This window comes from Microbispora triticiradicis (assembly GCF_005864065.1).
GTDB lineage: Bacteria > Actinomycetota > Actinomycetes > Streptosporangiales > Streptosporangiaceae > Microbispora > Microbispora triticiradicis.
Map to the genome: position 1 here is coordinate 15,695 of NZ_VANP01000007.1, position 26,675 is coordinate 42,369.

Annotated in this window: 28 protein-coding genes and 1 pseudogene; 14 read left to right on the top strand and 15 right to left on the bottom strand. The window is 72.9% G+C overall.

Annotated elements, in window-relative coordinates:
• The first annotated feature begins 31 nt into the window (after positions 1-31).
• Positions 32-826, top strand: a complete 795-nt coding sequence (locus tag FED44_RS19125) for a hypothetical protein (RefSeq protein ID WP_111701169.1) — start codon at positions 32-34, stop codon at positions 824-826.
• Positions 823-1,899, top strand: coding sequence for a glycosyltransferase (locus tag FED44_RS19130; RefSeq protein ID WP_111701170.1), 1,077 nt, complete (start codon positions 823-825; stop codon positions 1,897-1,899). The genes FED44_RS19125 and FED44_RS19130 overlap by 4 nt, the downstream gene beginning before the upstream one ends.
• Positions 1,900-1,918: 19 nt before the next feature.
• On the opposite strand, the gene FED44_RS19135 is transcribed toward FED44_RS19130, so the two are convergent.
• Positions 1,919-2,302 (bottom strand): anti-sigma factor antagonist, encoded by a 384-nt coding sequence (locus FED44_RS19135; protein ID WP_111701171.1) that lies wholly within the window; start codon positions 2,300-2,302, stop codon positions 1,919-1,921.
• A 175-nt stretch (positions 2,303-2,477) separates the two neighbouring features.
• On the opposite strand from FED44_RS19135, the gene FED44_RS19140 reads away from it, so the two are divergent.
• Positions 2,478-2,759: a metal-sensitive transcriptional regulator gene (locus FED44_RS19140; protein ID WP_111701172.1), complete on the top strand. Its 282-nt coding sequence runs from the start codon at positions 2,478-2,480 to the stop codon at positions 2,757-2,759.
• Between the two features lie 106 nt (positions 2,760-2,865).
• Here FED44_RS19140 and FED44_RS35845 read toward each other — a convergent pair whose 3' ends face one another.
• Together FED44_RS35845 and FED44_RS19145 are read right to left on the bottom strand one after the other, a co-directional pair.
• Positions 2,866-3,027 carry a hypothetical protein gene (locus FED44_RS35845; RefSeq protein ID WP_165900712.1) on the bottom strand — a complete coding sequence of 54 codons (162 nt, stop codon included), beginning with the start codon at positions 3,025-3,027 and terminating at the stop codon, positions 2,866-2,868.
• A gap of 175 nt (positions 3,028-3,202) precedes the next feature.
• The gene (locus FED44_RS19145; RefSeq protein WP_138461515.1) at positions 3,203-4,645 is read right to left on the bottom strand and encodes a hypothetical protein; all 1,443 of its coding nucleotides are present in this window, start codon (positions 4,643-4,645) and stop codon (positions 3,203-3,205) included.
• A gap of 184 nt (positions 4,646-4,829) precedes the next feature.
• On the opposite strand from FED44_RS19145, the gene FED44_RS19150 reads away from it, so the two are divergent.
• A complete protein-coding gene (locus FED44_RS19150) occupies positions 4,830-6,074 on the top strand; it encodes a mannosyltransferase family protein (RefSeq protein WP_133306019.1) in 1,245 nt (414 codons plus the stop codon).
• 25 nt (positions 6,075-6,099) lie between these two features.
• Positions 6,100-7,077, top strand: coding sequence for an endonuclease/exonuclease/phosphatase family protein (locus tag FED44_RS19155; RefSeq protein WP_167521521.1), 978 nt, complete (start codon positions 6,100-6,102; stop codon positions 7,075-7,077).
• On the opposite strand, the gene FED44_RS19160 is transcribed toward FED44_RS19155, so the two are convergent.
• Entirely contained in the window at positions 6,983-7,513 is a 531-nt protein-coding gene (locus tag FED44_RS19160) for a gamma carbonic anhydrase family protein (RefSeq protein ID WP_111701177.1), read from the bottom strand. The genes FED44_RS19155 and FED44_RS19160 overlap by 95 nt on opposite strands.
• A gap of 157 nt (positions 7,514-7,670) precedes the next feature.
• Between FED44_RS19160 and FED44_RS19165 the strand changes: the two genes are divergently transcribed.
• Complete coding sequence (locus FED44_RS19165) at positions 7,671-8,786, top strand: hypothetical protein (protein ID WP_133306020.1); 1,116 nt, start codon at positions 7,671-7,673, stop codon at positions 8,784-8,786.
• 69 nt (positions 8,787-8,855) lie between these two features.
• Here the strand turns inward: FED44_RS19165 and FED44_RS19170 are convergent, their stop codons facing one another.
• Both FED44_RS19170 and FED44_RS19175 read right to left on the bottom strand, forming a co-directional pair.
• On the bottom strand, positions 8,856-9,074 hold the full coding sequence (locus FED44_RS19170; RefSeq protein WP_111701178.1) for a hypothetical protein: 219 nt from the start codon (positions 9,072-9,074) through the stop codon (positions 8,856-8,858).
• A 127-nt stretch (positions 9,075-9,201) separates the two neighbouring features.
• Positions 9,202-9,954, bottom strand: coding sequence for a GntR family transcriptional regulator (locus tag FED44_RS19175; protein ID WP_111701179.1), 753 nt, complete (start codon positions 9,952-9,954; stop codon positions 9,202-9,204).
• 256 nt (positions 9,955-10,210) lie between these two features.
• Between FED44_RS19175 and kynU the strand changes: the two genes are divergently transcribed.
• Positions 10,211-11,455, top strand: coding sequence for a kynureninase (kynU, locus tag FED44_RS19180; RefSeq protein WP_138461518.1), 1,245 nt, complete (start codon positions 10,211-10,213; stop codon positions 11,453-11,455).
• 92 nt (positions 11,456-11,547) lie between these two features.
• Here kynU and FED44_RS19185 read toward each other — a convergent pair whose 3' ends face one another.
• Positions 11,548-11,952, bottom strand: coding sequence for a ClpX C4-type zinc finger protein (locus tag FED44_RS19185; RefSeq protein ID WP_165900714.1), 405 nt, complete (start codon positions 11,950-11,952; stop codon positions 11,548-11,550).
• 76 nt (positions 11,953-12,028) lie between these two features.
• Between FED44_RS19185 and FED44_RS19190 the strand changes: the two genes are divergently transcribed.
• Positions 12,029-12,478: a TIGR03668 family PPOX class F420-dependent oxidoreductase gene (locus FED44_RS19190; RefSeq protein WP_111701182.1), complete on the top strand. Its 450-nt coding sequence runs from the start codon at positions 12,029-12,031 to the stop codon at positions 12,476-12,478.
• A gap of 28 nt (positions 12,479-12,506) precedes the next feature.
• Here FED44_RS19190 and FED44_RS19195 read toward each other — a convergent pair whose 3' ends face one another.
• Positions 12,507-13,295: an isocitrate lyase/PEP mutase family protein gene (locus tag FED44_RS19195; protein ID WP_138461519.1), complete on the bottom strand. Its 789-nt coding sequence runs from the start codon at positions 13,293-13,295 to the stop codon at positions 12,507-12,509.
• 223 nt (positions 13,296-13,518) lie between these two features.
• Here FED44_RS19195 and FED44_RS19200 point away from each other — a divergent pair, with 223 nt between their 5' ends.
• From FED44_RS19200 to FED44_RS19215, 4 genes are all read left to right on the top strand, one after another.
• The gene (locus FED44_RS19200) at positions 13,519-14,154 is read left to right on the top strand and encodes a mycothiol-dependent nitroreductase Rv2466c family protein (protein WP_111701184.1); all 636 of its coding nucleotides are present in this window, start codon (positions 13,519-13,521) and stop codon (positions 14,152-14,154) included.
• A 216-nt stretch (positions 14,155-14,370) separates the two neighbouring features.
• Positions 14,371-15,555 carry an ROK family protein gene (locus tag FED44_RS19205; protein ID WP_138461521.1) on the top strand — a complete coding sequence of 395 codons (1,185 nt, stop codon included), beginning with the start codon at positions 14,371-14,373 and terminating at the stop codon, positions 15,553-15,555.
• A gap of 151 nt (positions 15,556-15,706) precedes the next feature.
• Positions 15,707-17,905 (top strand): discoidin domain-containing protein, encoded by a 2,199-nt coding sequence (locus tag FED44_RS19210; RefSeq protein WP_138461522.1) that lies wholly within the window; start codon positions 15,707-15,709, stop codon positions 17,903-17,905.
• 110 nt (positions 17,906-18,015) lie between these two features.
• A complete protein-coding gene (locus FED44_RS19215; protein WP_138461523.1) occupies positions 18,016-18,792 on the top strand; it encodes a phosphatase PAP2 family protein in 777 nt (258 codons plus the stop codon).
• Here FED44_RS19215 and FED44_RS19220 read toward each other — a convergent pair.
• The 6 genes and pseudogenes from FED44_RS19220 to FED44_RS19250 all read right to left on the bottom strand — a co-directional run bounded on the left by FED44_RS19220 (position 18,755) and on the right by FED44_RS19250 (position 24,754).
• Complete coding sequence (locus FED44_RS19220) at positions 18,755-19,417, bottom strand: response regulator transcription factor (RefSeq protein ID WP_279633889.1); 663 nt, start codon at positions 19,415-19,417, stop codon at positions 18,755-18,757. The genes FED44_RS19215 and FED44_RS19220 overlap by 38 nt on opposite strands.
• Before the next feature lie 55 nt (positions 19,418-19,472).
• The gene (locus FED44_RS19225; protein WP_208759067.1) at positions 19,473-21,059 is read right to left on the bottom strand and encodes a sensor histidine kinase; all 1,587 of its coding nucleotides are present in this window, start codon (positions 21,057-21,059) and stop codon (positions 19,473-19,475) included.
• A gap of 88 nt (positions 21,060-21,147) precedes the next feature.
• Complete coding sequence (locus FED44_RS38490) at positions 21,148-22,371, bottom strand: tyrosine-type recombinase/integrase (RefSeq protein ID WP_416360972.1); 1,224 nt, start codon at positions 22,369-22,371, stop codon at positions 21,148-21,150.
• Positions 22,372-22,383: 12 nt separating this feature from the next.
• Positions 22,384-23,565, bottom strand: a pseudogene (locus tag FED44_RS38495) (RNA polymerase sigma factor); the annotation flags it as partial.
• Between the two features lie 146 nt (positions 23,566-23,711).
• Positions 23,712-24,050, bottom strand: a complete 339-nt coding sequence (locus tag FED44_RS19245) for a YciI family protein (RefSeq protein WP_111701188.1) — start codon at positions 24,048-24,050, stop codon at positions 23,712-23,714.
• A 170-nt stretch (positions 24,051-24,220) separates the two neighbouring features.
• The gene (locus tag FED44_RS19250) at positions 24,221-24,754 is read right to left on the bottom strand and encodes a helix-turn-helix domain-containing protein (protein ID WP_138461525.1); all 534 of its coding nucleotides are present in this window, start codon (positions 24,752-24,754) and stop codon (positions 24,221-24,223) included.
• An 85-nt stretch (positions 24,755-24,839) separates the two neighbouring features.
• Between FED44_RS19250 and FED44_RS19255 the strand changes: the two genes are divergently transcribed.
• Together FED44_RS19255 and FED44_RS19260 are read left to right on the top strand one after the other, a co-directional pair.
• Entirely contained in the window at positions 24,840-25,196 is a 357-nt protein-coding gene (locus tag FED44_RS19255) for a hypothetical protein (protein WP_138461526.1), read from the top strand.
• A 47-nt stretch (positions 25,197-25,243) separates the two neighbouring features.
• The gene (locus FED44_RS19260) at positions 25,244-26,224 is read left to right on the top strand and encodes an alpha/beta hydrolase family protein (protein ID WP_138461527.1); all 981 of its coding nucleotides are present in this window, start codon (positions 25,244-25,246) and stop codon (positions 26,222-26,224) included.
• 69 nt (positions 26,225-26,293) lie between these two features.
• Here FED44_RS19260 and FED44_RS19265 read toward each other — a convergent pair whose 3' ends face one another.
• Positions 26,294-26,596 (bottom strand): hypothetical protein, encoded by a 303-nt coding sequence (locus FED44_RS19265; RefSeq protein ID WP_111701192.1) that lies wholly within the window; start codon positions 26,594-26,596, stop codon positions 26,294-26,296.
• Between the last annotated feature and the right edge of the window lie 79 nt (positions 26,597-26,675).

The window sequence follows — 26,675 nt, forward strand, 5'->3', positions numbered from 1 at the left end:
TTGGCTCAATCGACGGGGAGGGGGCGGCACGGTGGGTGTTGTCGTCAGCGACGCGGAGGTCACCCTGGCCGACGTCCTCTCCCTGCGGCTGGCAATCGAACAGCCGCTCGTGGACGGCACCCGGCTCGTCCTGCGGCAGCGGGGCACCGGTGAGGAACGGCACGTCACGCTGGGTGCCTCCGGCAGGAAGACGAGGGACGCCAGCGTCGCGATCTCGCTCGCGCCACTCGATCTCGAACCTGGCCGCTGGGACGCCTACCTCGAACAGGACGGGCCCCGCACCCGGATCCAGAGCGTCGACCCCGGTTTCTCGCTCGACCGCCTCGACGCGTACGCGCTCGGGCGGCGCACCCTCGCGTACCGCGCCTATCGCACGCGTAACGGATATCTGGCGCTGAAGATAGACCAGGCGGAGCCGGCCGCGGACATCCGGGCGGTGTGGTTCCGTGAGGGGCGGTTCGAGGTGACGGGCCTGCTGGCGTACACGGGTTTCGACGACGACGACCAGCAACGGCGGGCCACGCTCACGCTGCGGCACGGCGACCCGGCCGCGACCCTGCGGTCCTCCGCCACCGTCCAGGGCGTCCGCTTCCACGCCGCGCTCTCGCTGTGCGACGTGCTGGCCGCCACGCCCGGCTCGCAGGGCACGTGGCAGCCGTACCTGGAGGTGGACGGCCTGGAGCGCGTGCTGCCGCTGAGCGCCCGCCTAGACGACGTCGAGGGCAAGCGCCGCCGCGTCCACTATCCGCGCGCCCTCGTGGACGGCGTGCCGGTCAGGCCCAGCTTCACCTCCGGCGACGACCTGCTCCTGGAGGTGGGGGTGTGAGAGTCGCCTTCGTGCTCCCGTCGGCGTACGGCATGCGCGGCGACGTGCGGGCCGTCCTGAACCTCGCGGGAGGGCTGGCCGCACGGCACGAGGTGGAGGTGGTGAGCATCCGGCGCACCAGGGAGACGCCGTTCTTCCCGGTGGACCGCCGGGTGGCGCTGCGCTGGCTCGTGGACGCCCGGCCCGGCGTCCACCACCTGCTGCCGCGGGGCCAGGTGCGCACCGAGGTGGCGCTGTGGCGGACGCTGCGCGGGCTGCGCGCCGACGTCCTGGTCACCACCCGGCCGTCACTGGGCGTGCAGGCCGCCCGGCACGCGCCGCGCGGAGTCGTCCGCATCGCCCGGGAGTGGAACAGGCCCTCGGTTCCCGGCCCGATCCGCCGCTTCTATCCCCGTCTGGACGCGGTGGTCACCACCACCCCCGGCCGCCGGGACGAGTGGGCGCGCCTGCTCGACGACGACCTGTCGGTTCACGTCATCCCGGACGCCCTGCCGCAGGGGCCCTGGCCGCGGTCGCGCATGGACAACCGGATCGTCAGCGCGGGCGGCAGGCTCGTGCCCGGCAAGTCGTACGACGAGCTGGTGCGCGCCTTCGCGATCGTCGCGGACAAACGGCCCGACTGGCGGCTTCGGCTGTACGGCGGAGGTCCGGAGGAGCGGCGGCTGCGCGCCCTCGTCCGCGATCTCGCCCTGCACAATCACGTGTACTTCATGGGCGCGACCCCCGACCTGCCCGGAGAGTTCGCCAAGGCGTCGGTCGTGGTGGCGCCGTCCCGGCAGGAGGCCCAGGGCATGGCCGTGATCGAGGCGCTCAGCTGCGGGGTGCCGGTCGTCGGCTACGCCGGGCCGCGCGGTCCGGCCGAGTTCCTCCGCCCCGGGCTCGACAGCGTGCTGGTCGCCGAGGGGGAGGACGGCGTCGAGTCACTCGCCGGCGCGCTGCTCACCCTCGTCGACGACGAGCGCCGCCGGATGGCCCTCGCGGCGGGCGCGCTGGAGAGCGCCTCGGGCCACGCCGCGTCCGGCGTCGCCGCCCGCTGGGAGGAACTCATGTACGGCCTCCGCTCCCGCGACTGACGGGCACGGGGAGTCCGACCTAGGCTTCGGGGCCGGTGAGGAAGGCGGCGGCGGAGGCGACGGAGTCGTGGACCGGGAGTTCCGAGTCGAGGCCGGTGATCCTGAGCATTCGCGCGAAGCGTCCGTGCGCGTTGCTGAGCGCCAGGTCCCCGCCGACCGACCGGACGGCGGGCAGCGCCCCCATGAGGACGCTCAGCCCGGTGGAGTCGCAGAAGGTGAGGGCCTCCGCGTCGACCACGATGCGGGGCGGGTTGCGCAGCCCGACCGCCTCGGCGAGGCGGGCGCGCAGGGCGGGAGCCGCGATCAGATCGAGCTCGCCGTACATGTGGATGACGACGACGTGGTCCTGGAGGACGGTGAGCATCGAGAAGGTCTCGGGCTCTCCGTACCGTCCCCGTTCCACTCGCGCTCGCCTCTGTTCGCCTCGGCTCGTCCCGTCCTGGCGGATCCGGGAGCCGCCGGGACCCGTCCGTCCATGATTGCACATGACAAACGATGCCCCGGACAGGCGATCGTGCAGCTCCGGGCGCCCGCGGAGGAGCACACCGGTTCATACCCGCGCCGGGTATCGTTGAAGGATGCACGGGTACAGCGGGGACAAACAGGCCTACCTCACCCGCCTGCGCCGGATCGAGGGACAGATCCGGGGGTTGCAGCGGATGGTGGACGAAGAGGCCTACTGCATCGACATCCTCACCCAGGTCTCGGCGGCCACCCGCGCCCTTCAGGCGGTGGCCCTCGGCCTGCTGGAGGATCACATCGGCCACTGTGTGGCCGACGCCGTCAAGAGCGGCGGTCCGGAGGCCGACGAGAAGATCAGGGAGGCCTCGGCCGCCATCGCCCGCCTCGTACGGTCCTGAACGGACCCGGCGGGATCGACAGCTCCTCGGCGGGCCGGTACGGGTCAACGGAGCAAGCCGCCCCGGGCGCATCAGGACGCCCGGGACGGACCATGCTCTCAGTTCTTCAGTGGCTCGCCGAAGTCCGCAAGCCGAGCGCGTTGTCGAGCTCTTCCAAGGTCAGCCGGTTCTCCGTGATGTTCACGGCCTCCAGTACCTCGGCGTAGAGCGCGATCTCGTCCAACGCGACACGGTCGTGGACCCGGGAGTCCAGATCGTCGTGCCCCACCGCGTCGTCCTTCCTTCCGCAGCCCACACCCATCACGAGGTTACGTCCGGGTACTCCACCGCGACATGGCCCATCGTGACCATTCCCGACCCGTACCTCGTGTCCCTCGGTGACCATTTCCCCGATTCCGAGATCACGATTCGATGAAAAGGACGGTGATGGAGGGAAGGGATTGCTAAAGCGGAGGTAAGGATGAAATATCCGAATTTGACGTTTCGAACAGCCAGGCCCCGGACTCCTCCAGGTCAGCCCTGTGCTCCGCCCGCGGCTCCTGCGGGCGCGGGTCGTCCCGCTGGTGGATCAGGCACTGGACCACGGCGGCGGGCACCGCGAAGCCCTCGGGCGGCGCGGGCGTGCCGGTCAGCGCGCACCACGCCAGCCCCGTCGCGTACGCGGACCCGAGCAGGGCGGCGGCCGTCGTCCGGTCGGGCGGCAGCAGCGCGGCCGGCAGCACTCCGCCCGCCGGCCAGCACCCCCGCAGCGGGTGGGCGGGATCGGCGAGCGCGAGATAGAGAGCCTGCCGCTGTTCGTCGTCCATCCACGGATACAGGGCGGTGACCACCCGCGCGGTGCCGGAGGACCCGGGGGCCCAGGCGGGCTCCGAGACGCCGCAGACGCCCGCGACGTCCGCGGCGAGCAGCGCGGCCGCCACGGCCCGCGGGTCCATCCCGCGCGAGGCGGTGTAGGCGAGGGCCTCGACCAGGTCGTACAACGTGTGCCGGAAGTGCTCGCCGGGCGCCCACTCGGGGAGCGTCGCGGAGACGAGGTGCGGCGGGCAGCGCGCCAGCCAGGCCTGCCGTACGGCGCCGCCGGGGAGGGCGTGGTGGTCCAGCCAGGGGCTGGCGAGCAGTGGCTCGGCCATCGCGATCAGCGCCTCGGCGCGCGGGCGGAACCGGGCGTCGGCGCGCAGCACGGTGGCGGTCTCGGCCATCAGCCCGGCCAGTCGCAGGCCCGCCTGCTGCGCGCCGGAGCGCATCCGCTCCGCGTAGAGGGCCACGAGCGCGTCGAGCGAACCCAGGGGCAGCCAGCGCACCCAGTCGTCCCCCGGCAGCGGGCGGGCCAGGAACTCGCCGAACATCGAGAGCATGACCTCGTTGCCGTCGAACGCCGGGGCGTACGCGCACCACATGATCGTGCCCCACACGGCGGCCACCGTGCTCGCGACGTCGCGGGCGAAGATCTCCCGGTAGGCGCCGCTCAGCGGGAAGTCCTCCCGGCGCAGCCCCCGGTGGGCGAGCAGCAGCGCCCGGAGCCGTTCGGTGATCTCGTGCGGCACGTCCGGGCCGACGAACGCCTGGGTGGACCCGCGGTCGTAGGCGAAGTCGGGCCCGGCCGGGACCAGGGCGGGCGGGATCGCCACGCCCGGCGGGTGCGGCCGGGCGTCGGACCGGATCGCCGGGTGCAGCGGGGGAGCCGAGAGGTGCCAGCGGCCGTCCACCCGGTCGAGCCGGTACCAGCGGGCATGCGCGCCGAAGAGCCACCGGGACCCGTCCGGGGTCAGCAGCGCGCGCTGGGCGAGCGTGTGCGCCCGCGTGAGCGGGGGAAGAAGCGTCCAGCGGGGATCGCCGACGACGGCGCGCACGTCCTGCTCCATCGCCGTGAACCCGTCCCAGTACACCCAGTCATGGTAAATCGCCGGTAAGGGCGCGTGCCGGTGGCAGGTGGCCCGGGGGCCCGCCGGTGAAAGTTTCACCGGCCGCGGCCGGTCGGACCGGGTCCGACGACTTTTTTGACCGTCTGACGACAAAACCCGGCATGCTTACCTTGGCAGGGACTGTCCATGACGTATTGCATAGGTGCTCGTGACTGAGATCCAGCAGGCCGGGGCCGACCGGGAGCAGGGCGTTGTCGAGGAATCGGCGAAGGGGACGCCCGTGGACGTTCCGGATGGCACCGCGACCGGTGAGCAGACGGAGGGACCGCGCTCGGAGCGGGAGAGCCGCGGATGGCGGTGGCCCGGCCGCCCCGGTGACGCCACGGCTCTGCTGATCTGGTTCTTCTGGCACATCGGGACCTACATCTACATGGTCCTCGCGGCCCCGGGACGCACCGAGGCGCCGATGCTCGACCGGCTCACGCCCTGGGACGCCGAGAACTTCATCGCCATCGCGCAGTACGGGTACGACGGCACGCCGGGCATGCCGGACGCGCCGAAGCTGGTGGCGTTCTTCCCCGGCCTGCCGATGTTCCTGCGGTCGCTGCACCTGGTCATCCCGAACTGGGACCTGGCGATCGTGCTGGTGTCGTTCGTCGCGAGCGCCGTCGTCGCGGTGGCCCTGCACCGGCTGGGCGAGTCGTACCGCGAGGGCAGCGGCACCTGGGTGGTGCTGGCCTTCTTCCTCAGCCCGTTCGCCACGTTCCTGCTGGCCGGATACTCCGAGGCGCCCTTCCTCGCGCTGGCCGTCCCGGCCTGGCTGCTGGCCCGCAACGGCAGGTGGGAGTCGGCGGCCCTGTGCGCCGCCTTCGCCGCGTCGGTGCGCATCTCCGGTCTCTTCCTGGCCGCGGGCCTCGCGGTGATGTTCCTCTTCTCCGCGAACGGCCTGCGCTCGACCGGGTGGCGGACTGCTCCCTGGATGGTCGTCCCGGGCCTGCCGGTGCTGGCGTACATGCTCTATCTGTGGCACCGCACCGGCGACCTGATGGCCTGGAAGGCGGCGGAGGCGCAGTACTGGGGGCGTTACCCCGAGGCGCCCTGGACCGCGTTCATCAACACCTGGAACAGATCGATCGACGAGCCCATCCTCACCACGGCGTACCGTGAGGACATCATCGCCGGGCTCGTGCTGGTCGTCCTGATCCTCTGGATGCTGGTCCGGCGGAACTGGGCCGACGTCGCCTATCTGGCGCCACAGGCGGTGGCGCTGCTCGCCATGTCGTCGTTCTACATGTCGATCGGGCGCGCCTCGCTGCTGTGGTGGCCGCTCTACGTCACGGTGGGCGTCGCCGGGAGCAGGAAGCCGTGGGTGATGATGGCCTACCTGGCGGTCGCCGCGCCAGTCATGGCAATCAATGTCGGAAATTTCACCACAGGTGCGTGGACGGGTTGATCGGCTCTCAGTAGCTTCCTCCCGTATGGGGGCGTTTGTGGCAGGAGTGGCGATTGCCGGGATCGTGGTGGCCGGTCTTCCGGCGCCCGCCGACACCTACCGGGTGAACGTCCTCACCTACAACGTCTGCGCGGCCGGCAACCGGGCCGGCACGTGCGTACGCGACCTGACGCCGCGGCGCCGCCGGACCTGGGCCGGACAGGTCTCCGCACTGATCCGTTCGAGAGACGTGGACGTCGCCTCCTTCACCGAGATGTGCTACGCCCAGGTCGGTCTCCTGCGTCGGGAGCTGCCCGGATACCACCTCGTCTGGTACGGCTACGCCAGGGGCGGCGGGCCGGGCCGCGAGGACCGGTGCCGGACGCTCTGGCGCGACCTCACCCCGCACACGGCCCCGCCCGACGGCAGGACCTTCGGCGTGGCGCTGGCGCTGAAGAACGGCACGCAGGGCCCGCCGCTGCGGCGGCTGCTGCGGGCCGACCACGCTCCGGCCACCCCCGGCGAGACGGTCCACCCGCGCGGCCTGCTGTGCGCCAGGGGTGACGTCGGCCCGCGCCGCTCGGTCTGCTGCGTGACCCACATCTCGGGCACCGAGACGCCGCGGCAGGTCACCGGGCTGGTGGCGGGGTACGCCGGCGGCGCCCCGGTGATCCTCACCGGCGACTTCAACCGCGAGCCCGGCGACCCCCAGCTCACCGGCGTGTACGGCATGGGCCTGGGCGACGGCGGCTACACCGAGGCGGACGCCCCGGCCTGCAGGTCCGTACGCCGGGGCGGCGACCCCACGACCCGCGGCGGCCGGAAGATCGACTACATCTTCGCCAGCGAGGCCGACTACCGCCCGGGCGGCGCCGAGGTCGTCAGGACCGACCCCGAGCTCTCGGACCACCTGGCGCTGGCCGGCACGCTCATCGGGACCGAACCGAGGCCGCGGCGTGACGGCGGGCCTTGGCGAGGTAGTTGTCCGGCGTCCGCGCGAAGGAGGCGCGGTCGTCGTCGGTGAGCTCGCGGACCACCCGCCCCGGCACGCCCGCGACCAGCACGCCGGCCGGGATCCGCCGTCCGGGCGGCACCACGGTCCCCGCCGCGACGAGGGACCCGGCCCCGACGACCGCTCCGCCGAGCACGACCGCGCCGATGCCCACCAGCGCGCCCGCCTCCACGTGCGCGCCGTGCACCATCGCCCGATGGCCGAGGCTCACCCGGTCGTCCAGGATCACCGGCTCGCCGGGATCGGCGTGCAGGCAGCACAGGTCCTGGACGTTGACCTCGTCGCCGACGTCGATCCGCTCGTCGTCGCCGCGCAGCACCGAGCCGTACCAGACGTTCGCGCCGCGTCCGAGCCGCACCCTCCCGACGACCACCGCCCCCGGGGCCACCCACGCCTCGGGATGGATGATCGGCGTCGCGTCGTCGTCCAGCTCGGCTATGTACGGCATGCCACGATGATCGCATGGGCTCTCCGGCGGGCTCGACGGGGCGCTCCGCGCTTTTCCCCGTCCGGCTGCCGCGTTCAGGTTGCGATGTGCGGCGGATAGCAGGAAAGTCGTGTCCTGGCGTGCGTTACCGTCGTTGTCTCCGACCCCAGGGCTTCTTATGACGAACCAGACCGACAACTTTCCCGACCTGATGAGTGACGACTCGTTCGAAGTCGTGATGCGTGGATACAGCCGCAGACAGGTCCACGACTACATGGTCCGGACCCGCAACCAGATCCGGGACCTGGAGGAACGGCTCGCGCGTACGATCGACCAGGCCGAGCAGAGCCGCCTCGAACTGGCCGAGGCGCGGCGCAAGATGACCGAGTCGCCGCAGAACCCCGACGAGCTGGGCGAGCGGCTGAGCCAGATCCTCAAGCTGGCGCAGGAGGAGGCGGCGGCCAACAAGGAGGCCTCCGAGGCGGAGGCCAGGAGGCTGCGGGACGGGGCGGCGGCGGAGGCCGAGCGGCTGGTGACGTCCGCGCGTGAGCAGGCCGACGCGATCAGGTCCGCCGCCCAGGACGAGGCCGAGCGCCGGGTCGCCGACGCCACCGCCACGTCGGAGCGGCTGCTGGCGCAGGCGGGCGCGGACGCCGACGAGACGCTGACCACGGCCCGCGCCGAGGCCGAGGAGACCCTGCGCTCCGCCCGCGCCGAGTCGGAGGCCCAGCTCACGGCCGCCCGGACGGAGTCGGAGCGGCTGCTGGTCGAGGCGCGCGGGCAGGCCGAGGCCATGCTGGCGGCGGCGCAGCAGCGGGTGAACGCGCTGGACGAGCACACCGGCCGCCGGGTGGCCTACCTGACCGACACCCACACGGAGGTCGTCCGCCGGCTCAACGAGATCGGCTCGGTGCTCGGCGACCTGATGCACCGCGAGTCGATGGCCGGCCCGCTGGTGGACGAGGCCACCGTGCTGCCGCCCGGGCAGCAGGCCCAGGCTCTCGGCGCGGGCGACCTCACGTCGCAGCCCCGGGAGATCGCCGCGCCGACCGGTGCGGAGCCGCCCGCCGCGTCCGGGTCCGGGATCCACGCGGCCGAGGGCGACGAGGAGGAGGCCGTCCTGGTCGTGGACGCCGGACGCGCCGAGCAGCAGGACCACGCCGACCACGGGCACGCCGAACCCGGTCACGCGGAGATGGGGCACGACCTCGCGGCGTCGCCGGAGGACACCGACGTCGACCTCGGCCGTGTCCGCCGCACCGCCCCCGACGAGGAGCCGGTCGCCGGCAAGTGAGCCGCGGAACGCGCGCTGATCTTTGGTAGCGGAAGCCCCCGCCCCCGATCGGGTCGGGGGCTTCCGCGCTCATGGATCGGCGGCGGCGTCGCACTCCTCCTGCTCCCGCAACTGCTCGCGCAACCCGTCGGGTTCGTCGGCGTCGACGGTCATCGCGCATCCGGCCGCCCGCTGGGCCGAAGTGAGCGGCCGGTGCCGGGTGGCCCACCACCGGCCGGCGTCACTCCGCCAGATCGTCCACTCCGGGAACTCCCGAGCGATCTCGGCAAGGCGTCGGTCAAAGGACACCCGTCCACCTTCCCTCGCCGTAGGCCCGGTGTTCTTGACGTCTCTTTCTTCAAGGTGCGGGACTTCTCTAGAGAAATCAATGATCGGGATGGACAGGTCAACCTATCGTCGGACTTGTCCGCTTGACCTATGCGTCGAAGTCGTACTGGAGTACATAAGACGCCGCGTCGAGCGTCATCTCGTTGACCTCCACCGCCACCCCTCCTTCCGCGAAGGCAACGCGGGTGACGGAGATGACCGGCGTGCCGGCCGGGAGGTTCAGCAGTTCGGTCTCCCCGGGCAGCGGCATTCGCGCCCGCACCTCCTCACTGAAGTGGACCGGGGCGTGGCCGAGGTCACCCAGGCGGGCGTACACCCCTCCGGGCCCGGTGTCGGGCAGGACGACCGCCGTGCCCTCCACGAGGTCGGCGGGAAAACAGGACGCCGCGAGCTGCACCGGTCGGCCGTCCACCGAGTAACGGCGGCGGCGCACCCACACCTCTTCGACACCGAGCACGCGGGCGACCTGCTCGCTCGCGGTCTCGCGCACGATCCGCAACTCGTCCACCGTGTACGAACGGCCACGGGTGTCGGAGTCCCAGATGGCCAGGCCCTGGGCCCACTGCTCGCGCGAGAGCCGCCGGGACCCATGGCGGCGGATCGGACGGAACAGGCGCACGTACACGCCCGATCCTCGTTTCGGCACGGCGAGCCCTTCGTTGATCAGCACGGCGAGCGCCTGCCGCGCCGTGGCCCGTGCGATGCCGTACTCGTTCATGAGCGCGTTTTCGCCCGGTAGCCGGTCCCCATCACCGAGCGCGCCGGACAGGATCTGATCGCGCAGCCTGCCGGCGATGCGTCGATAGATCGGGGACTCATGATGCACCGGGGATTCCGTCACGTTTGATCACCCTCTGTCACCAACGGGGGATTGGCGTCTCCAGAGAACTTGCCCCGTCTTGTCCACGATCGCACAGAGTCTTGGGTGCGTCTTGTGCTTACTTTGCGCTGATAGTGCCGCTGTGGTGATCTCTGGGGTTTATAGCCGTCCGCATTCGGTGGAACGGTCCTCTCCGGTATGGCTCCGCTGTCCACGCTGTGTCATCACATGCTCTACAAGATCGGATATTTCGGGACATAATGCGGAGAAGGAGGAGATGCCGATGGGTGTCAGTCGTGCCGAATGCCAGGATCTCGACGCTAAGGACCCGCTGAGAGGTTTCCGGGAGGAGTTCTCGCTTCCTCCCGGGGTCGTCTACCTGCTGGGCAACTCGCTCGGCGCGCTGCCCCGGCACACGCCGGAACGGGTGGCCCGCACCGTCGAGACCGAGTGGGGCAGGCATCTCGGGGCCAGCTGGAACACGGCCGGCTGGTGGGACATGCCGCAGAGCACCGGCGACCGGATCGCGCCCCTGATCGGCGCGGGGCCCGGCGAGGTGCTGGCGGGCGACTCCACCTCGGTGAACATCTTCAAGGTGGTCACGGCCGCCCTGCCGCTGCGCCCGGAGCGCCGCGTGATCGTCTCGGATCTCGACAACTTCCCCACCGACCGGTACGTCGTGGAGGGCGCCGCCCGGGCGCTCGGCTCGTACGAGATCCGTGACATCGGGGAGCGGGGCCGGTCGCTCGCGGACGCCCTCGACGACGGCGTCGCGCTCGTGCTGCTCTCGCAGGTCGACTACCGGACCGGCGCGGCCCGGGACATGGCGGCGGTGACGCAACAGGTCCAGGCGGCCGGCGCGCTGATGGTCTGGGACCTGTGCCACAGCGCCGGGGCGATGCCGGTGCGGGTGGGCGAGGCGGACTTCGCGGTCGGCTGCACCTACAAGTACCTCAACGGCGGTCCGGGCGCGCCCGCCTACCTGTACGTCGCGCCGCGCCACCAGGACGATGTCCGCAACCCGCTGTCGGGCTGGCACGGCCACGCCGCGCCGTTCGACTTCGAATCGCACTACCGTCCCGCCCCCGGCGTGCGCAGGTTCGCCACCGGCAGCCCGCCGATCCTCTCGTACGCCGCGCTGAACGCGTCGCTCGACATCTGGGAGCGGGTGGACCTGTCGGAGGTGAGGGCCAAGAGCCTGGCCCTCACCTCGCTGTTCATCGACCTGCTCGACGATCTGGTCGCCCCGGGGCTCGGGCTCGCCCTGGCCACTCCCCGCGACCCGGAGCGGCGGGGCAGCCAGGTCAGCTACCGCCATCCCCACGGCTATCCGGTGGTGCGGGCGCTCGCGGACCGGGGCGTGATCGGCGACTACCGCGAACCCGACTTCGTCCGCTTCGGCTTCGCGCCGCTGTACCTGCGCCACGTGGACGTGTACGACGCCGCGACCGCGCTGGCCGAGGTGCTCGGCGAGGAACGGTGGCGGGACGAGCGCTACGCCCGGCGGCTCACCGTCACCTGACGGAACAGCCCGGCGGTGGGGCCGCCGGGCCGCGCTCGCGTGGTCACGCGTACGTGCACCGGCGCGTAAGGCGGGGTCGCCGGGCGGCGTCGTCAGCGGCGGCGGGCCAGCCCGGCGACGATGTCGCCCGCCAGCGCCACGCACTTGTCGCAGATGCGCCCGCCCTCGCCGTGCACCATGTGGACCCGTGGCCCCGGCGGCCTCCGGCAGAAGGAGCAGGCGGCCTCGCGCTTCTTGCGGCGGTTGACCAGGTGCCGGTGGGCGAAGGCGGGGGTGAAGCGCCTGCGCGCGGACCGGCGGACGTAGCCCAGCCGCTCGCCGATGGCGGTCCAGGACGCGCCGGCCTCCCGGGCGCGGCGTACGGCGAGGTCGAGCAGGGCGTCGGCCTCGCCGCCCGGTTCGCCGCACAGCACGATCGCGGCGGACAGCACTTCCAGGGGATCTTCGGGGTCGGTTGCGCGCGAGCGGGCCCGCTCGAGTAACTCAGATGCCTCCATGGCGCACACCATAAGCCGCCTCCTGGAGACGATCAACCGCGCCGGCGGAGCGACGCCGTAGCCTGGACGGGTGAGGATGCCCGAGAGCCGGGCCCGCGAGTTGTTCGCGGTGGCAAGGGTGGCCCGCCTCGCGACCGCCGGGGCGGAGGGGGCGCCGCGCCTCGTCCCGGTGACGTTCGCCACGGCGTACGACGGCGGGCACGACCCCGAGGCGACCGGTTCCCGGGACCTGGTGGTGACGGCCGTGGACCACAAGCCGAAGAGCACCACGGACCTGCGGCGCCTGCGCGACATCCGTGACGAGCCCCGCGTCTGCCTCCTCGCCGACCACTACGAGGAGGACTGGGAGCGGCTGTGGTGGGTGCGGGCCGACGGGCGGGCCCGCGTCGTCGAGGACGGACCCGAACGCGACCAGGCGGCGGCGTGGCTCGCCGCGAAGTACGCCCAGTATCGCGAACGTCCTCCGGCCGGGCCCGCGATCCTCGTCGAGATCGACCGCTGGTCGGGCTGGTCGTACGCCGGGTGAGCGGGACCGCCGGGTGAGATGAGCCGGATCAGCCGGACGGGAAGGGGTCGTCGCCCCGCGCGATCGCGCCGAGCATGCGGGCCGCGAACTCCTGGGCCGCGCTGTGGACGCCCGACCCGAAGCTGATCCGGGCCACGCCGAGGGCCGCGAGATCACGGATGGCGGGCATGCCCGGCCGGAAGAGCACGTTGACGGGCCCCCCGATCTCCCGCACCAGCGCGCGGATCACCTCGGGGTCGCCCGCGAGGATCGGGTAGACGCAGTCGGCGCCGGCCTCCAGGTAACGGCGGCCGCGGTCGATCGCCTCGGCCAGCCTCTCCTCCGGCGACCCGGAACCGTGGAGGAAGGTGTCGACCCGAGCGTTGATCACCAGGTCGGCACCGGCCTCGGCAGCCGCCGCGCGTACGGCGGCCAGGAACCGGGCCTGCTCGGCCACGCCGATCAGGGACCCGGTCGCGGGGTCGGAGTCCTCCAGGTTGCAGCCCACGGCGCCCGCCGCGGCCAGCCGCCGGACCAGCTGCGCCGGATCGAGGCCGTAACCGCGCTCGACGTCGGCGGTGACGGGGACGGACACGACGCGGGTGATGCGGGCCACGGCGGCGAGCATCTCGTCGACCGGGGTGTCCTGCCCGTCCTCGTAGCCCAGGGCCGCGGCGACCGCCGCGCTGCCGGTGGCGACGGCGGGGAACCCGGCCGCCACGACGGCCCGCGCCGACGCGGCGTCCCAGGCGTTGGGCAGTACGACGGGGTCGCCGGGCACATGGAGCGCCCGCAGCGCCGCCGCCTTGCGGTTGGTCGCCACGCTGTCGTGAGCCATGAGGACACCCTAGAGACCCCGGCCGACATTTCCCGGCGGCCCCCCGGGCGTCCCGCCGGACCCGCCGGGTCCGGCTCCGCGGGATCTCGGCAATGCCTGCCGGGAATGAGGGCGGACGCCCGGAGGTTTCAGGGGTCGGGGCGCGTGTCCGTGTCCGTCCCACCTGTGGATACGCTCGCGAAGCCCCCCGATCCTCCGTCAACCTCTTCAGGGGAGTCCGTCCATGAGCGCAACCGGCCAGGCAGGCACCGACAGCCGTCCCAAGGTGGATTTCTACTTCGACCCCATCTGCCCCTTCGCGTGGATCACGTCACGGTGGATCCTCGAGGTCGAGAAGCACCGGGACATCGACCTGCGGTTCCGGGTGATGAGCCTCTCCGTGCTGAACGAGGGCAGGGACGAGCTGCCCGAGACCTACCGCGAGCTGCTCGGCCGCGGGTGGGGCCCCGTGCGGGTGTGCATCGCCGCCGCCGAGCGGCACGGTGAGGGCGTGCTGCGCGACCTCTACACCGCGCTGGGCACCCGCATCCACAACCAGGGCAACGACGACTACGAGCTCGTCGTCAAGGAGGCGCTCGCCGAGCTCGGGCTGCCCGCAGAGCTGGCCGAGGCCGCCGGCTCCGACGAGTACGACGAGGCCCTGCGGCGCAGCCACCACGAGGGCATGGACCCGGTCGGCGACGAGGTGGGCACGCCCACGATCCACATCGACGGCGTGGCGTTCTTCGGCCCGGTGATGACCCGCATCCCGCGCGGCGAGGAGGCCGTGCGCGTCTTCGACGGCGCCTACGACATGGCGCGGTTCCCGTACTTCTACGAGCTGAAGCGCAGCCGCACCACCAAGCCGCAGTTCGACTGACCCGGCGACGGGCTCCGGAGGGTTCCACGGCGGCTCCCGGCGGGCCGCCGGGAGCCGTTCCGGTCGTCTTCGTTCAGGCCGTGAAAGAAGGCGATGGAGACACGCCGTCGTAACGGCGGGGCAACCGGCGGCTGCGACAGTTAAGGGCGTAAGAGGGCGCGGCCGCTTGTTTTCGCTCCTGAACTAAGATGACCCCTGACGACGGGGAGGTCGGTCATGGCGAGGCCCGAGCGCAGGACGGTGCGGGACATCCGCAGAGGCAACCGGGCCGTGCTGCTGCACACGCTCTACTTCTCCGGGCCGACCAGCCGCAACGATCTCACCGCGCGTACGGGTCTGAGCGCCGCGACGGTCAGCACGATGACCGCCGGCCTCTTGGCCGAGAACATCGTGGTCGAGGCGGGACAGGTGGAGTCCGACGGCGGCCGTCCCCGGGTCCTGCTGCGGGTCAACCCGGAGTACGGCTTCGCCGTGGGCGTCGACATGGCCGAGACGCACGTCAGGGTCGGGTTGTTCGACCTGGAGATGACCGAGCGGGCCAAGGTCGACTACGTACTGCGGCCGGCCAGGCACGACCCCGAACTGGTCGCCCGGCACATCCTGTCGGGAGTCGAGGTCGTGCTCTCCGACGCGGGCGTCTCCCCCGAGCAGGTGCTCGGAATCGGCGTGGGCGTCCCCGGCATCGTGGAGCCCGGTCCCGACGGGGTCATCCACGCCAAGACCTTCGGCTGGGACGGCGTACCCCTGGGCGCGCTGCTGCGCCGCGGCACCTCGCTCCCGCTGTACGTGGACAACGGCGCCAAGACGCTGGGCCAGGCCGAGCTGTGGTTCGGCTCCGGCCGGGGGGCCTCCGAAGCGGTGATCGTGCTGCTCGGGGTGGGCGTGGGCGCGACGATCGTGGCCGACGGCACCACCTTCAGAGGGGTGAGCAGCAGCGCGGGGGAGTGGGGGCACACGAAGATCGTGGCCGACGGCCGGCCCTGCCGCTGCGGCGGGCGCGGGTGCCTTGAGGCGTACGTCGGGATCGAGGCGATCCTCGACCGGGCGGGAGTCGCCTCCCAGGGCGACTGGGAGGAGGACCTCGACCGCCTGCTCGCCTCGGAGTCCCCGGTCATCCAGGAGACCGTCTCCTATCTCGGCGTGGGCCTGGCCAACCTGGTCAACCTGATCAACCCCGAGAAGATCGTGATCGGCGGCTGGGTCGGCGCCCGCCTCGGCGAGCGCCTGCTGCCCGGCATCCGCCGCGCCACGGCCGCCAACTCGCTGGCCGAGCCGTACGCCGCGACGTCGATCGTCCTGGGCCGTCTCGGCCCCGACGCCGTCGCGCTGGGCGCCGCCACGCTCGTGCTGGAGGAGTTCCTCAACGCGCCCCAGGTGGCCAGGATCACCGCCGCCGGCTGACTCCCTGTGGAGGGTGACCGGTGATGGAGCAAAGGCAGATATTTCTAACTGTGAAATAAGTCTTGACATAAGCAGCGTGCGGACGGACGCTCAGGCCGCCGAACCTCTCCATCCCCCAGGTCCCCCGCCGGGGGCTCCCCAAGGAGACCGCATGCCTCCCTCCTCCCGCCTTCGGCCGCGTACCCGGCGCCGGCGCGCCGGTCTCGTCACCGCCGGTCTCGCCGCGCTGTCCACGTTCGCCGCGGTGACCGGTGTCCTCCCCGCCTCCTACGGCGCCGCGGCGGCCGTGTGCGGCACGGCGAACGCGGCCCAGGGCCGGCCGTCCTCGGCCTCCTCGACGGAGAACGCGGGCACGCCGGCCTCGGCCGCCTTCGACGGCGCCACGGGCACCCGCTGGTCGAGCGCGTTCAGCGACCCCCAGTGGATCCAGGTCGACCTCGGCGACTCCCGGCAGATCTGCCGGGTGGCCCTGAACTGGGAGACCGCCCGCGCCCAGACGTTCAAGATCCAGGTCTCGGCCGACGGCTCGACCTGGACGGACGCCACCGCGACCGTCACCGGCGCGGCCGGCACGCAGACGCTCGACCTCGCGGCCACCGGCCGCTACGTGCGGATGTACGGCCTCACCCGCGCCACCCAGTACGGCTACTCGCTCTGGGAGTTCGGGGTCAACGTCGTCACCGACGGCGGCACCCTTCCCGGGGGCGGTGACCTCGGGCCGAACGTGCGGGTCTTCGACCCGTCGATGTCCGCCGCGAGCATCCAGAGCACGCTCGACACGATCTTCAGGCAGCAGGAGTCGAACCAGTTCGGCGGCCAGCGGTACGCGTTACTGTTCAAGCCCGGCACCTACAGCGGCCTCAACGCCCAGATCGGCTTCTACACCTCCATCGCCGGTCTCGGCCAGTCGCCCGACAACGTCACGATCAACGGGGACATCACCGTCGACGCGGGCTGGTTCAACGGCAACGCCACCCAGAACTTCTGGCGCTCGGCCGAGAACCTCGCCGTCGTGCCGGTGAACGGCACCGACCGCTGGGCGGTGGCCCAGGCCGCGCCGTTCCGGCGGATCCACGTCCGCGGCGGGCTGAACCTCGCGCCCAACGGGTACGGCTGGGCCAGCGGCGGCTACATCGCCGACAGCAAGATCGACGGAACGGTCGGGCCGTACTCCCAGCAGCAGTGGTTCACCCGTGACAGCAGCATCGGCGGCTGGACCAACGGGGTCTGGAACATGGTGTTCTCCGGCGTCGTCGGCGCTCCCGCGCAGAGCTTCCCGAACCCGCCGTACACCACCCTGGCGCAGAGCCCCGTCACGCGCGAGAAGCCGTACCTGTACGTCGACCAGGGCGGCGCCTACCGAGTCTTCGTCCCGTCCCTGCGCACCAACTCCAGCGGCGCGAGCTGGGCGAACGGCGCGACCCCCGGCACGTCGATCCCGCTCACGCAGTTCTACGTCGCCAAGCCGTCCGACGGCGCGGCCACGCTCAACCAGGCGCTGGCCCAGGGCCTCAACCTGCTGTTCACGCCCGGCGTCTACCACCTCAGCCAGACGCTCAACGTGACCCGGCCGGACACGGTGGTGCTCGGGCTCGGCTACGCGACCCTGATCCCCGATGGCGGCGTCGTCGCGATGAACGTCGCGGACGTCGACGGCGTGAAGCTCGCCGGGCTGCTGTTCGACGCCGGCACGGTCAACTCGCCGGTGCTGCTGCGGGTCGGGCCCGACGGCGCCACGGCGAGCCACGCGGGCAACCCCATCTCGATCCAGGACGTGTTCTTCCGCATCGGCGGGGCGGGCCCCGGCTCGGCCACGACCAGCCTCGTCGTGAACAGCGACAACACGATCATCGACCACATCTGGGCGTGGCGGGCCGACCACGGCGCGGGCGTCGGCTGGAACACCAACCCGGCCGACACCGGGCTGATCGTCAACGGCGACAACGTCACGGCGTACGGCCTGTTCGTCGAGCACTACAAGAAGTACGAGGTGATCTGGAACGGCCAGGGCGGCCGGACCATCTTCTTCCAGAACGAACTGCCGTACGACCCGCCGAACCAGGCGTCCTGGATGAACGGTTCGACCCGTGGCTACGCCGCCTACAAGGTGGCCGACTCGGTGACCACCCACGAGGCCTGGGGAATGGGCAGCTACTGCAACTTCAGCACCGATCCCTCGGTCGTGGCCGAGCGCGGCTTCGAGGCCCCGACCCGGTCCACCGTGAAGTTCCACGACCTGCTCACCGTCTCGCTGGGCGGCGTCGGGACGATCGCCCACGTGATCAATAACACGGGCGGCGCGGCCCAGGGCACGGCCACCGTACCGGTCAACGTGGTCAGCTACCCCTGATCACCGGCTGAGCGGGACGCGGCGGGGGGCTCACGGCCTCCCGCCGTCCGCCGCGCCCGGCGGTGGCGGGACATTGACGAAAGTGGAGGGTGACCGGCGACTTTCCGCCAGTGCCCGCCGTCACGGCCGTCCCTAGCGTCGAAGGGCCGGACGGACCGGCGTACGGGCACGACGGAGGGAAGACGGTGGGCGGCGAGATCGAGGACGTGCCGGACATCAGCGCCGAGTGGTACCGGGAGGTCGTCGCGTTCGCCGCGGGCACTCCCGCCTGGGTGCGGCACTCGATGGAATTGGCCACAGACGTGGTTCCCGCGCTCGTCGTCGTGTTCCTCGCGGCGGCCTGGTGGCGGGCCCGTCGGGAGGACGACCGGCGGATGGCGCTGGCGCTGCTCGCCCCGGTCGCCGTCCTGGTGCCGTATCTCGCCAGCGAGGGGATCAAGAGCCTGCTGCGGCTGCGCCGCCCCTGCTGGGACCTGGCCGGGGCCGTCACGGTGGCGCCCTGTCCTCCGCACGGCGACTGGTCGCTGCCGAGCAACCACGCGACCTTCGCCGCCGCCGGGGCCGTCGCGCTGGCCGCCCTGTGGCGCGGGGCGGCGCCGGCGGCCGGGCTGCTCGCGGTCGCCGAGGCCTTCTCCAGGGTCTTCGTGGGAGTCCACTACCCCCACGACGTGGTGGCGGGGGCGCTGCTCGGCGCGGTGACCGCGCCGCTGGTCCTGCTGGTCCTGCGGGGCCCGGCGATCGCGCTGGTGGCCACCCTGCGGCGGCGGCCGGTTCTCGCGCCGGTGCTGACCACCCGCGCCGGCCGGCTCCGCGTCACCCGCGACGAGCGCGGCTCGGAAGCCGGGCCCGCTATCCCGCGCCGGAAAGCCCCGCCTCGTGCGCGATGATCGCCGCCCGCACCCGGTTGGGCACGCCCAGCTTGGCCATGATCGTGCTCATGTAGGTCTTCACGCTGCCCTCGGCGAGGTGCAGTCGCGCGGCGATGCCCGCGTTGGACATGCCCTCGCCCACCAGGGCGAGCAGCTCCCTCTCCCGGTTCGTCAGCACGGCGATCCGTTCGCGGGCCGCGGCCGAGCGTGACAGCCGATCGCCGGCGAACTCCCGGATGACCCGCGCGGCCACGGGCGGCGACAGGTACGCCCCGCCCTCCGCCACCGCGCGCACCCCCAGGGAGAACTCCCGGGGATCACCTGTCTTGAGCAGGAACCCCGCCGCACCGTCGCCGAGCGCCCGGGCCACGTATTCGTCCGAGCCGAAGGACGTCATGATCAGTACGGCGGTGCCGGGGGCGATCCGGCTCACCTCCGACGCGGCGGCGAGCCCGTCCAGGCCCGGCATGCGGATGTCGACGAGGGCGACCTCGGGCCGGTGCGCCCGTACGGCCTCCACCAGAGCGCGCCCGTCGACGGCCTCGGCGACCACGTCGATGCCGGAGTCCGACGCGAGGATCGCCCGGACCCCCGCGCGGATCAACGGCTCGTCGTCGGCCAGAACCACCCGGATCGCGCGCACCCTTCGATGGTAGGGAGCCGCCCCGGGTTCCGGGCACGGCTGGTTCCGGGCACGGTCACCGCGGCAGGAAGTCCTTGCCGACCAGGCGGCCCTCCGCGAAGCACAGCCGGTAGAGCCGCGGTTCGCCGAACGGGTCGGGGTGGACGCCGTAGTAACGGCACCGGGAACCGGGAGGGATCGGCGGCTCGGGCCACGACGGATCGTCGATCCTGGTCCTGGCCGGCAGCACCGCCGCGACCTCCGACTCGGCCTGCCCAACTCGCAGTCCGGCGAACTCGGCCGGCGGCAGCACCGAGGTCGTCGCGTCGTAGACCATGAAGCCCAGCACGAACGCGGACACACCGGCCACCGCCACAGCGGTCACCAGCACCGCGGCCAGGCGCGTACGGCGTGCCCGCCGCCGGGCCAGCGCCAGATCGAGCGCGACCGGCCGGGGGCCGGGGAGGTCCGTCGCCGGGGCGGTGACGTTCGGCAGCCGCGCGGCGAGCGTGAAGCCCTCGCCCGGGCCCGAGGGTCCGGCGTGCAGGACGCCGCCGTGGAGCCGCACCCGCTCGGCCAGTTCCCGCAGCCCGTATCCGCCCGCCACGCCTCGGCCGGGGCGGTCCGGTGCCGAGGCGGCGACGGTCACCTCGGTCTCGTCCGGCCCGGCCGCGAGCCGCACCCGTACCTCGGCCCCGGGGGAGTGCTTCGCGGCGTTGGTCAGCCCCTCCCGCACCACCTGTCGTACGACGGTGCGTGCGGGCGTGGGAATGCGCTCCTCCGGCGTGCCGTGCACCATGACGGACATTCCGGCGGCCGCGGCGCGCCGGACCAGTTCGCCTATGCTTTCGCCGGTCGGGTCGTCGTCCACGCGGCCCGCGTCGCCGTCCCCGAGCACGGCGACGATGTCACGTAGCCGCTCGGCGGCGCCGGTGACCGCCCTGCGGGCCTCGCCGGCCGCCTCGCGGTGGTCTCCGGACAGACCGGGGGCGACCTCGAGGGCGCCGATCCGCAGCGCCACGAGGCTCAGGTCATGGCCGAGCAGGTCGTGCATCTCTCGTGCGATGGCCGCCCGCTCCCGCATCCTGGCCTGCTCGGCGAGCATCCGCCGCTCCCGTTCCAGTCGCTCCGCGCGTTCCCAGCCCGCGCGGGCCAGGGCCCGGCCCTGGTATCGCGCGTGGCCCGCCAGCCAGGGCACGAGGCCGAACAGCCCGATTCCGGTGACGGCGAAGAACCACGCGCCGAGGTCCCAGGGGAGGAAGTCCTCCGAAGCGGGGTCCCAGCGGACGAGCGGCACCACCACGGCTGCGGCCACCGCCGCGGCCGTCAGCCCGGTCAGGGCGGGCCGGGCCCGGGGCATCCGCGTCCCCGCCAGACAGCTCATCACCGTCAGGGCCAGGAAGAAGACGGTGGGGTCCCCTCTGACGGCGACCGAGAGGGCCCACAACGCGGCGGTGACGAGCATCGCTGTCAGCGGCCTGGACCGGGCGAGCGCGACGGCCACGCCGATCGCCGCGAGTCCGGCGGACACCTCGGGCCAGGTGTAGGCGTCGGCCAGGGTCCGCGTGAGGCCCGCCCAGATCACCGGGAGCCCGAGGACCGCCCAGAGCAGGACGTCCTTCAGACATGCCTGGTATGCCTGGTATGACGCTTTCCTCGACACCCTGGCAACGGTATCGGCCGAGCGCACCGCCCCGGCTACTCCCCGCGCGGGCCGGGGCGCGGGGACGCCGTGACGGAACCGTGCGAGATCACGCGGAGGGCCGGGCGGGCACGCGCGGACGCTCCGGCGGCAGGCAGGGCGGGTCGGCGGTCGCCACCGCCGGCTGCCCGGCCCGGACGAACTCGCGCATGGTGCGCGCGCCGGCGTGACCGGACAGGGACATCAGCATCGGCGCCGTCCAGCCGTCCTCCGCGAGGTGGGCCAGGCGCGAGTGCCGCAGGCGGTGCAGCGTGTATCCCTCGCCCTCGGGGTCGAGATCTCCGGTGGCCCGCTTGAACAGGTGCTCCGCCCGCTCGTACGACAGGCGGCTCCGGCCGGTGTGCGGGCACAGGTCGGCCGCCGCCGGTGCGCGGCCCGGGCCCGGCCGCCGGTCGGTGAGGAAGAGCGGGCCGCGGCGGCGGTCCCGCACCAGCAGCGGCAGCAGCGCGGCCGTTCCGGCCTCCCAGCGGATCCGATGCCGCCTGCCGCGCACCACGGCGCTCATGCCGGGCAGGTCGAGGTCCTGCACGTCGAGCGAGAGCGCCCATTCCGCCGGGGTCGCGCTCTCGTAGAGCAGCATCCACAGGGCGCGCTCGCGCGGTGCGACGTCCGGCCGCGCCCACAGGTCCTCAAGGTGCGACCGGGCGATGGGACGGACGCGCCCCCGGGGCTCGGGCCGCCGGTCGAGCGCGGCGGCCAGGTCAGCGGCACCATCAGAGGCCCCGTCAGCGGCCCCATCGGCGGCCCGACCAGCGGCACCGTCAGCGGCCCGACCAGTGGCCTGATCGGCGGCGGGGTCGGCGGACGTCCGTCCCTGCCCGGCGGCCCAGGCCGCGAACGACCGCAGCGCGGCGCGGTGCCGGTTCCAGGTCGCGCCCGCCGCCGTGCCCCACTCCGCCGTGAAGACCGCGGCCACCCGCTGGGGGGTCACGTCCGCCAGCGGAAGGTCCGCGCCGAGGCGCAGGCACAGCCGTGAGAGCGTCTGGTCGTACGACCGCAGGGTGCCGGCCGTCAGGCCGGGGCGGGCGAGGAAAGCCCGCACGGCCGCACCGAGCACGACGCCTCCGACACCCCCGACGCCTCCGACACCCTCGCCGAGCACGCCGGCTGCGGCGTCCCCAGCGTCCCCGGCGAGCACGGCGCCTCCGCTGAGCACGGCACCCCCGGCGCCTCCGCCGAGCACGGCACCCCCGACGCTCCCGTCGAGCACGCTGGCTCCGGAGTCCCCGGCGAGCACGGCGTCCCCGGCGAGCATGGCGTCCCCGGCGAGCATGGCGCTTCCGGCGCAGTTCGCGGCGCGGCGGAGCAGAACCTCGCGTTCCGGGGCGTTGCGGGTGAGGGACGCCGCGCGCTCGAACTCCGCGCGGGCCTCGTCGCGCCGGCCGAGCCGGGCCAGCAGGTCGCCGCGTACGGCGGGCAGCAGGTGGTATCTCGCCAGGGCCGGTTCGCCGGTCAGCGTGTCGGCCAGCGCGAGACCGGCGCCCGGCCCGTGCGCCATGGCCAGCGCGACCGCGCGGTTGAGCTGGACGACCGGTGTGGGCAGCACCTGGACCAGCGCGTCGTAGAGGGCGGCGATCCGCGGCCAGTCCGTCTCCTCCGGCGTGGCCGCTCCCGCGTGGCAGGCCGCGATGGCCGCCTGCAGCACGTACGGGCCGAGCGGTCCGCCGGCCTGCCGCGCCCGCAGCAACGCGGCGAAGCCGCGCCGGATGAGCAACCGGTCCCAGCGTCCCCGGTTCTGCTCGTGCAGCACGACCGGTTCCCCGGACGGCCCGGTGCGCGCGGCCGAGCGCGACTGCTGGAGTTCCATCAACGCGACCAGGCCGTGCGCCTCGGCCTCGCTGGGCACGAGCCCGGCCAGCAGGCGGCCGAGACGCAGGGCCTCCAGGCATAGAGACGGCCGCGTCAGGTCGTCGCCGGCCGTGGCCGAGTACCCCTCGTTGAACACGAGGTAGACGACCTCCAGCACCGACGCCAGCCGGGCCGTCCGGTCCGGCCCCGACGGCACCTCGAAGGGCACCCCCGCGTCGGCGAGCGCGCGTTTGGCCCGGACGATCCGCTGGGCCACGGCGGCCTCGGTGACGAGGAAGGCGCGGGCGATCTCGTCGGTGCGCAGGCCGCCGACGAGCCGCAGGGTGAGCGCCACCCGCGACTCGGCCGGCAGCACCGGATGGCAGGAGACGAACATGAGCCGGAGGACGTCGTCGCCCACCTCTCCGTCGACCGCGCCCAGCACGTCGTCCATCTCGCGGGCATCGCCGTCGGGACGGGTGGCGAGATCGTGGGCGAGCCGCTCCTGCCCGCGGCCGTGCCGGTCCTCCCCGCGCAGGTGGTCGACGGCACGTCGCTTCGCCACGGCCATGAGCCAGGCGCCCGGGTTGTCCGGGGCGCCCGACTCCGGCCACTGTTCCAGCGCGGCGAGGACCGCCTCCTGCGCCAGTTCCTCCGCCAGGCCGACATCGCCGACCATCCGTACGAGACCGGCGACGATCCTCGCGGACTCGAGCTTCCACACCGCGTCGATCAGAGCGCCTTGGTCGCGCAGGGGGGCGTCGCGGGACGTCACCCGATCGATCAGAGCATCCGCGCCGCTCACCGCGCAACCCGGGCCCGGCGTCAGCGGGGCGCGTCCTCCGGGCCGAACACCTGCTGGACGGCGCCCTCGCCGTCACCGACGATCTTCCAGAAGCGGCGGGCCAGCTCGATCGCCTCCTCACGGGAACGGGCCTCGACCAGCGCGAAGCTGACGATGGCCTCCTTCGACTCGGCGAACGGTCCGTCGGTCACGGTGACCTCGCCCCCTCGGGAGGTCATCCGCACGCCGCCCGGCTCGAGCCCGCCCGTGGCCAGCAGCACGCCGGACCTGGTCATCTCCTCGATGAAGGCGCCCATCTCGGCCAGCATCGCCTCGTCGGGAGCGGGGGAGGTGCCCTTGGTGGTCATGAGGAACCGCATCGTGGTGTCTCCTTGCGTTCACTGTGCGACGTTCTCTGTGCGGGCCGATCGCCGGTCCGCCCTGCTTCACCTACACGTCGCGCGGACGCGGGCGAATTCGACACCACCATCATCATCCCTCTGACCAGGCCTTCTTCCATCGATGTGACAGGGAATGTGCATGTACGCGATCACGCGGGGGGCCGGGCGGGCATGACGACGGTGGAGAGGAGCCTGCGGACACGCCCGGGGGCGGGCCGGTTGGCCAGCCGGGGACGCAGGACCGCGGCCAGGTCCCCGAGGAACTCCCGGAACTCCTCGTCGCTCAGATACATCGCCGTCTGCCGGTAGCCCACCCCGTCCCGGCCGAGATCGAAGTCGCCGTGGTCGAGATACCGGTCGAAGTCGGCGAGCAGTGACGCGACGAACGTCATGAACGCCTGCCGGTGGTCGTCCGCGCCGAGCCCGGCCGCGTCCTCCGCGGTCACGATCGCGTTCGCCGCACGCAGCCGGTAGGACCGCTCGAACGTGCCCCTGACCTTGCGCTCCGCCGCGATCTCGATGATCTCGCCCTCCACGAGCGCCGCGACCTGCCGATACAGCGTGGCCGTGGGCACGTCGGGCAGTTCCGCTCGCAGCTCTCCCGTCGTCAGGGTCCGGTCGCCCAGAAGGGCCTGGACGATGCGCAGCCGGACGGGGTGGAGGAGCAGTTCCGCTGTGGCCATGGCCCTATGTTCTCATGGTTGACATCATTCTCATAGTTGATAACAATGGACTCGTACACGACGGAAGCGACGAAGGAGCCGTCCTATGAGCACCGTGACCATCACCGCCGACGCCGTAACCGTCCGCCTGAGCGCAGCGGAGAAGGCCGGCGCGTTGCGCGGCGACCTCCGCGTGCCCCGCTCGGCGGTCCGGTCCGTCGAGGTCGTCGAGGGCGTGCCGCTGCGGGCCCCCCGCGGGCTGCGCACCGGTCTCGCCATCCCGGGCGCGCGTAAGCTCGGCACCTGGCACCGGTCCGGCACCAGGGAGTTCGTGGACGTGCGCGGCGGCCAGGCGGCGGTGCGCATCCACCTGGAGGGGCAGAGGTACGACTCGCTGCTGCTCGGCGTGGACGACCCCCGGGCCGTGGTCGCCGTGCTGGCCCCCACGCCGTCCGAAGCGTGAGGACCTCCGAGAGCCGCACCGGAGACACGGAAAGACGCGGTCAGGACATGCACGACATCGATCTCACCTTCGACTCGGCGGGCCACCGGTTCGCGGGCACGCTGACGCTGCCCGAGGGGGACGGCCCCTTCCCGGCCGCCCTGCTCCTGCCGGGCTCCGGCCCGGTCGACCGCGACTCCGACCACCGGCGGCTTCCGCTGAAGGTGACCCGCGAACTGGCCGAGGCGCTGGTCGCCGCCGGGATCGCGACGTACCGCTACGACAAGCGGGGAGTCGGCGCCAGCACGGGCGAGTTCCTCGCGACCGGTTTCCTGGAGGGCATGACCGACGCCGCCGCGGCGCTCGCCGCGCTGCGTTCACGCCCTGAGATCGATCCTTCCCGGGTCGCGGTGGCCGGGCACAGCGAGGGCGCCCTGATCGCGGCGAACCTGGCCGCGACCGTCGAGCCGCCCCGCGAGCCCGGCAGCGGATCCGGGGACGGGCCCGGGGCCCGGTCGGTCGTGGCGGCGGTGGTGTTGCTGTCCCCGTCCGCGAAGCCGGGTGCGGAGACACTGCGGTGGCAGGCGGAGCGCCTGGCGCCCTCGATGCCGGCGGCCGTCCGGTGGCTGCTGCGGCTGACCCGCACCGATCTGGTCACGAAGGTGCTGAAGAACCACGAGCGGATCCGCCGTACGACCACGGACGTCGCCCGGATCGGCGGGGTGCGGATCAACGCGCGCTGGACCCGGGAGTTCCTCGATCACGACCCCGCCGCCGACCTCGGCGGGATCCACGCCCCGGTCCTGGCCGTCACCGGGGAGAAGGACCTCCAGGTGGACCCCGCCGACCTGGCCCGGGTCGCCGAGTCGGTCCCGGGACCGGTGGAGACCCACGTGATCCCCGACCTCGATCACATCCTGCGCAGGCAGCCCGGTCCGCCGTCGCTGCGCGCCTACCGCCGTGAGGCGCGGGAGCCGGTCGACGCGCAGGTGAAGGCCATCGTGACGGGATGGCTCACCGAACGACTCTCTCCGGACGCCCGCTCCTGACTTCCGCACGCCGGGACCCCGGCGCCCTCCTTCGCCCCTCCGCTTCGTCGCGACACCGGCGCATGATCTTCAGTCGGGATCTTTCGGCGTCTGGGCCAGGACCTGGTCGGCGGTGGCCGCCACCACGGCCGCCGCCGCGGAGATCTCCCTGACCTGCTCGGGAGGCAGGGCGCGCAGCACCTTCTCCAGGGCTTCCAGGTCGGCCTGGTAGGCCGCCGCCATCGCCGCCTGCGCCCTGGCGGTCCGCCCCGCCTGATCGACCGCCCGGCCGAGAGCCCGGCCGGCCCGCTCGACGGCGGCGCCGAACTCCCGCGCCGCCTCGACGGCCACTTTCTCGATGTTTCTCGCCCACTCGGGCGGTTGGTCGCTCATCGCCGTCCTCTGCGTGGAGGTCTTCCCGTGCGGTCTTCCCGTAGGCACGACTCGCCCCCGGAGTGCGCCGGATCAGGGC

Bases quoted from the DNA above. Each gene is read 5' to 3' on its own strand.
- FED44_RS19260 (WP_138461527.1), top strand. From the start codon at position 25,244: ATGCACGACATCGATCTCACCTTCGACTCGGCGGGCCACCGGTTCGCG.
- FED44_RS19190 (WP_111701182.1), top strand. From the start codon at position 12,029: ATGCCCGAGAGCCGGGCCCGCGAGTTGTTCGCGGTGGCAAGGGTGGCC.
- FED44_RS19185 (WP_165900714.1), bottom strand. From the start codon at position 11,952: ATGGAGGCATCTGAGTTACTCGAGCGGGCCCGCTCGCGCGCAACCGAC.
- FED44_RS19160 (WP_111701177.1), bottom strand. From the start codon at position 7,513: ATGCCGTACATAGCCGAGCTGGACGACGACGCGACGCCGATCATCCAT.
- FED44_RS19140 (WP_111701172.1), top strand. From the start codon at position 2,478: ATGCACGGGTACAGCGGGGACAAACAGGCCTACCTCACCCGCCTGCGC.
- FED44_RS19250 (WP_138461525.1), bottom strand. From the start codon at position 24,754: ATGGCCACAGCGGAACTGCTCCTCCACCCCGTCCGGCTGCGCATCGTC.
- kynU (WP_138461518.1), top strand. From the start codon at position 10,211: ATGCCGATGGGTGTCAGTCGTGCCGAATGCCAGGATCTCGACGCTAAG.
- FED44_RS19155 (WP_167521521.1), top strand. From the start codon at position 6,100: ATGGGGGCGTTTGTGGCAGGAGTGGCGATTGCCGGGATCGTGGTGGCC.
- FED44_RS19195 (WP_138461519.1), bottom strand. From the start codon at position 13,295: ATGGCTCACGACAGCGTGGCGACCAACCGCAAGGCGGCGGCGCTGCGG.
- FED44_RS19265 (WP_111701192.1), bottom strand. From the start codon at position 26,596: ATGAGCGACCAACCGCCCGAGTGGGCGAGAAACATCGAGAAAGTGGCC.
- FED44_RS38490 (WP_416360972.1), bottom strand. From the start codon at position 22,371: ATGCTCGCCGGGGACGCCATGCTCGCCGGGGACGCCGTGCTCGCCGGG.
- FED44_RS19165 (WP_133306020.1), top strand. From the start codon at position 7,671: ATGACGAACCAGACCGACAACTTTCCCGACCTGATGAGTGACGACTCG.
- FED44_RS19205 (WP_138461521.1), top strand. From the start codon at position 14,371: ATGGCGAGGCCCGAGCGCAGGACGGTGCGGGACATCCGCAGAGGCAAC.
- FED44_RS19210 (WP_138461522.1), top strand. From the start codon at position 15,707: ATGCCTCCCTCCTCCCGCCTTCGGCCGCGTACCCGGCGCCGGCGCGCC.
- FED44_RS19245 (WP_111701188.1), bottom strand. From the start codon at position 24,050: ATGCGGTTCCTCATGACCACCAAGGGCACCTCCCCCGCTCCCGACGAG.
- FED44_RS19255 (WP_138461526.1), top strand. From the start codon at position 24,840: ATGAGCACCGTGACCATCACCGCCGACGCCGTAACCGTCCGCCTGAGC.
- FED44_RS19200 (WP_111701184.1), top strand. From the start codon at position 13,519: ATGAGCGCAACCGGCCAGGCAGGCACCGACAGCCGTCCCAAGGTGGAT.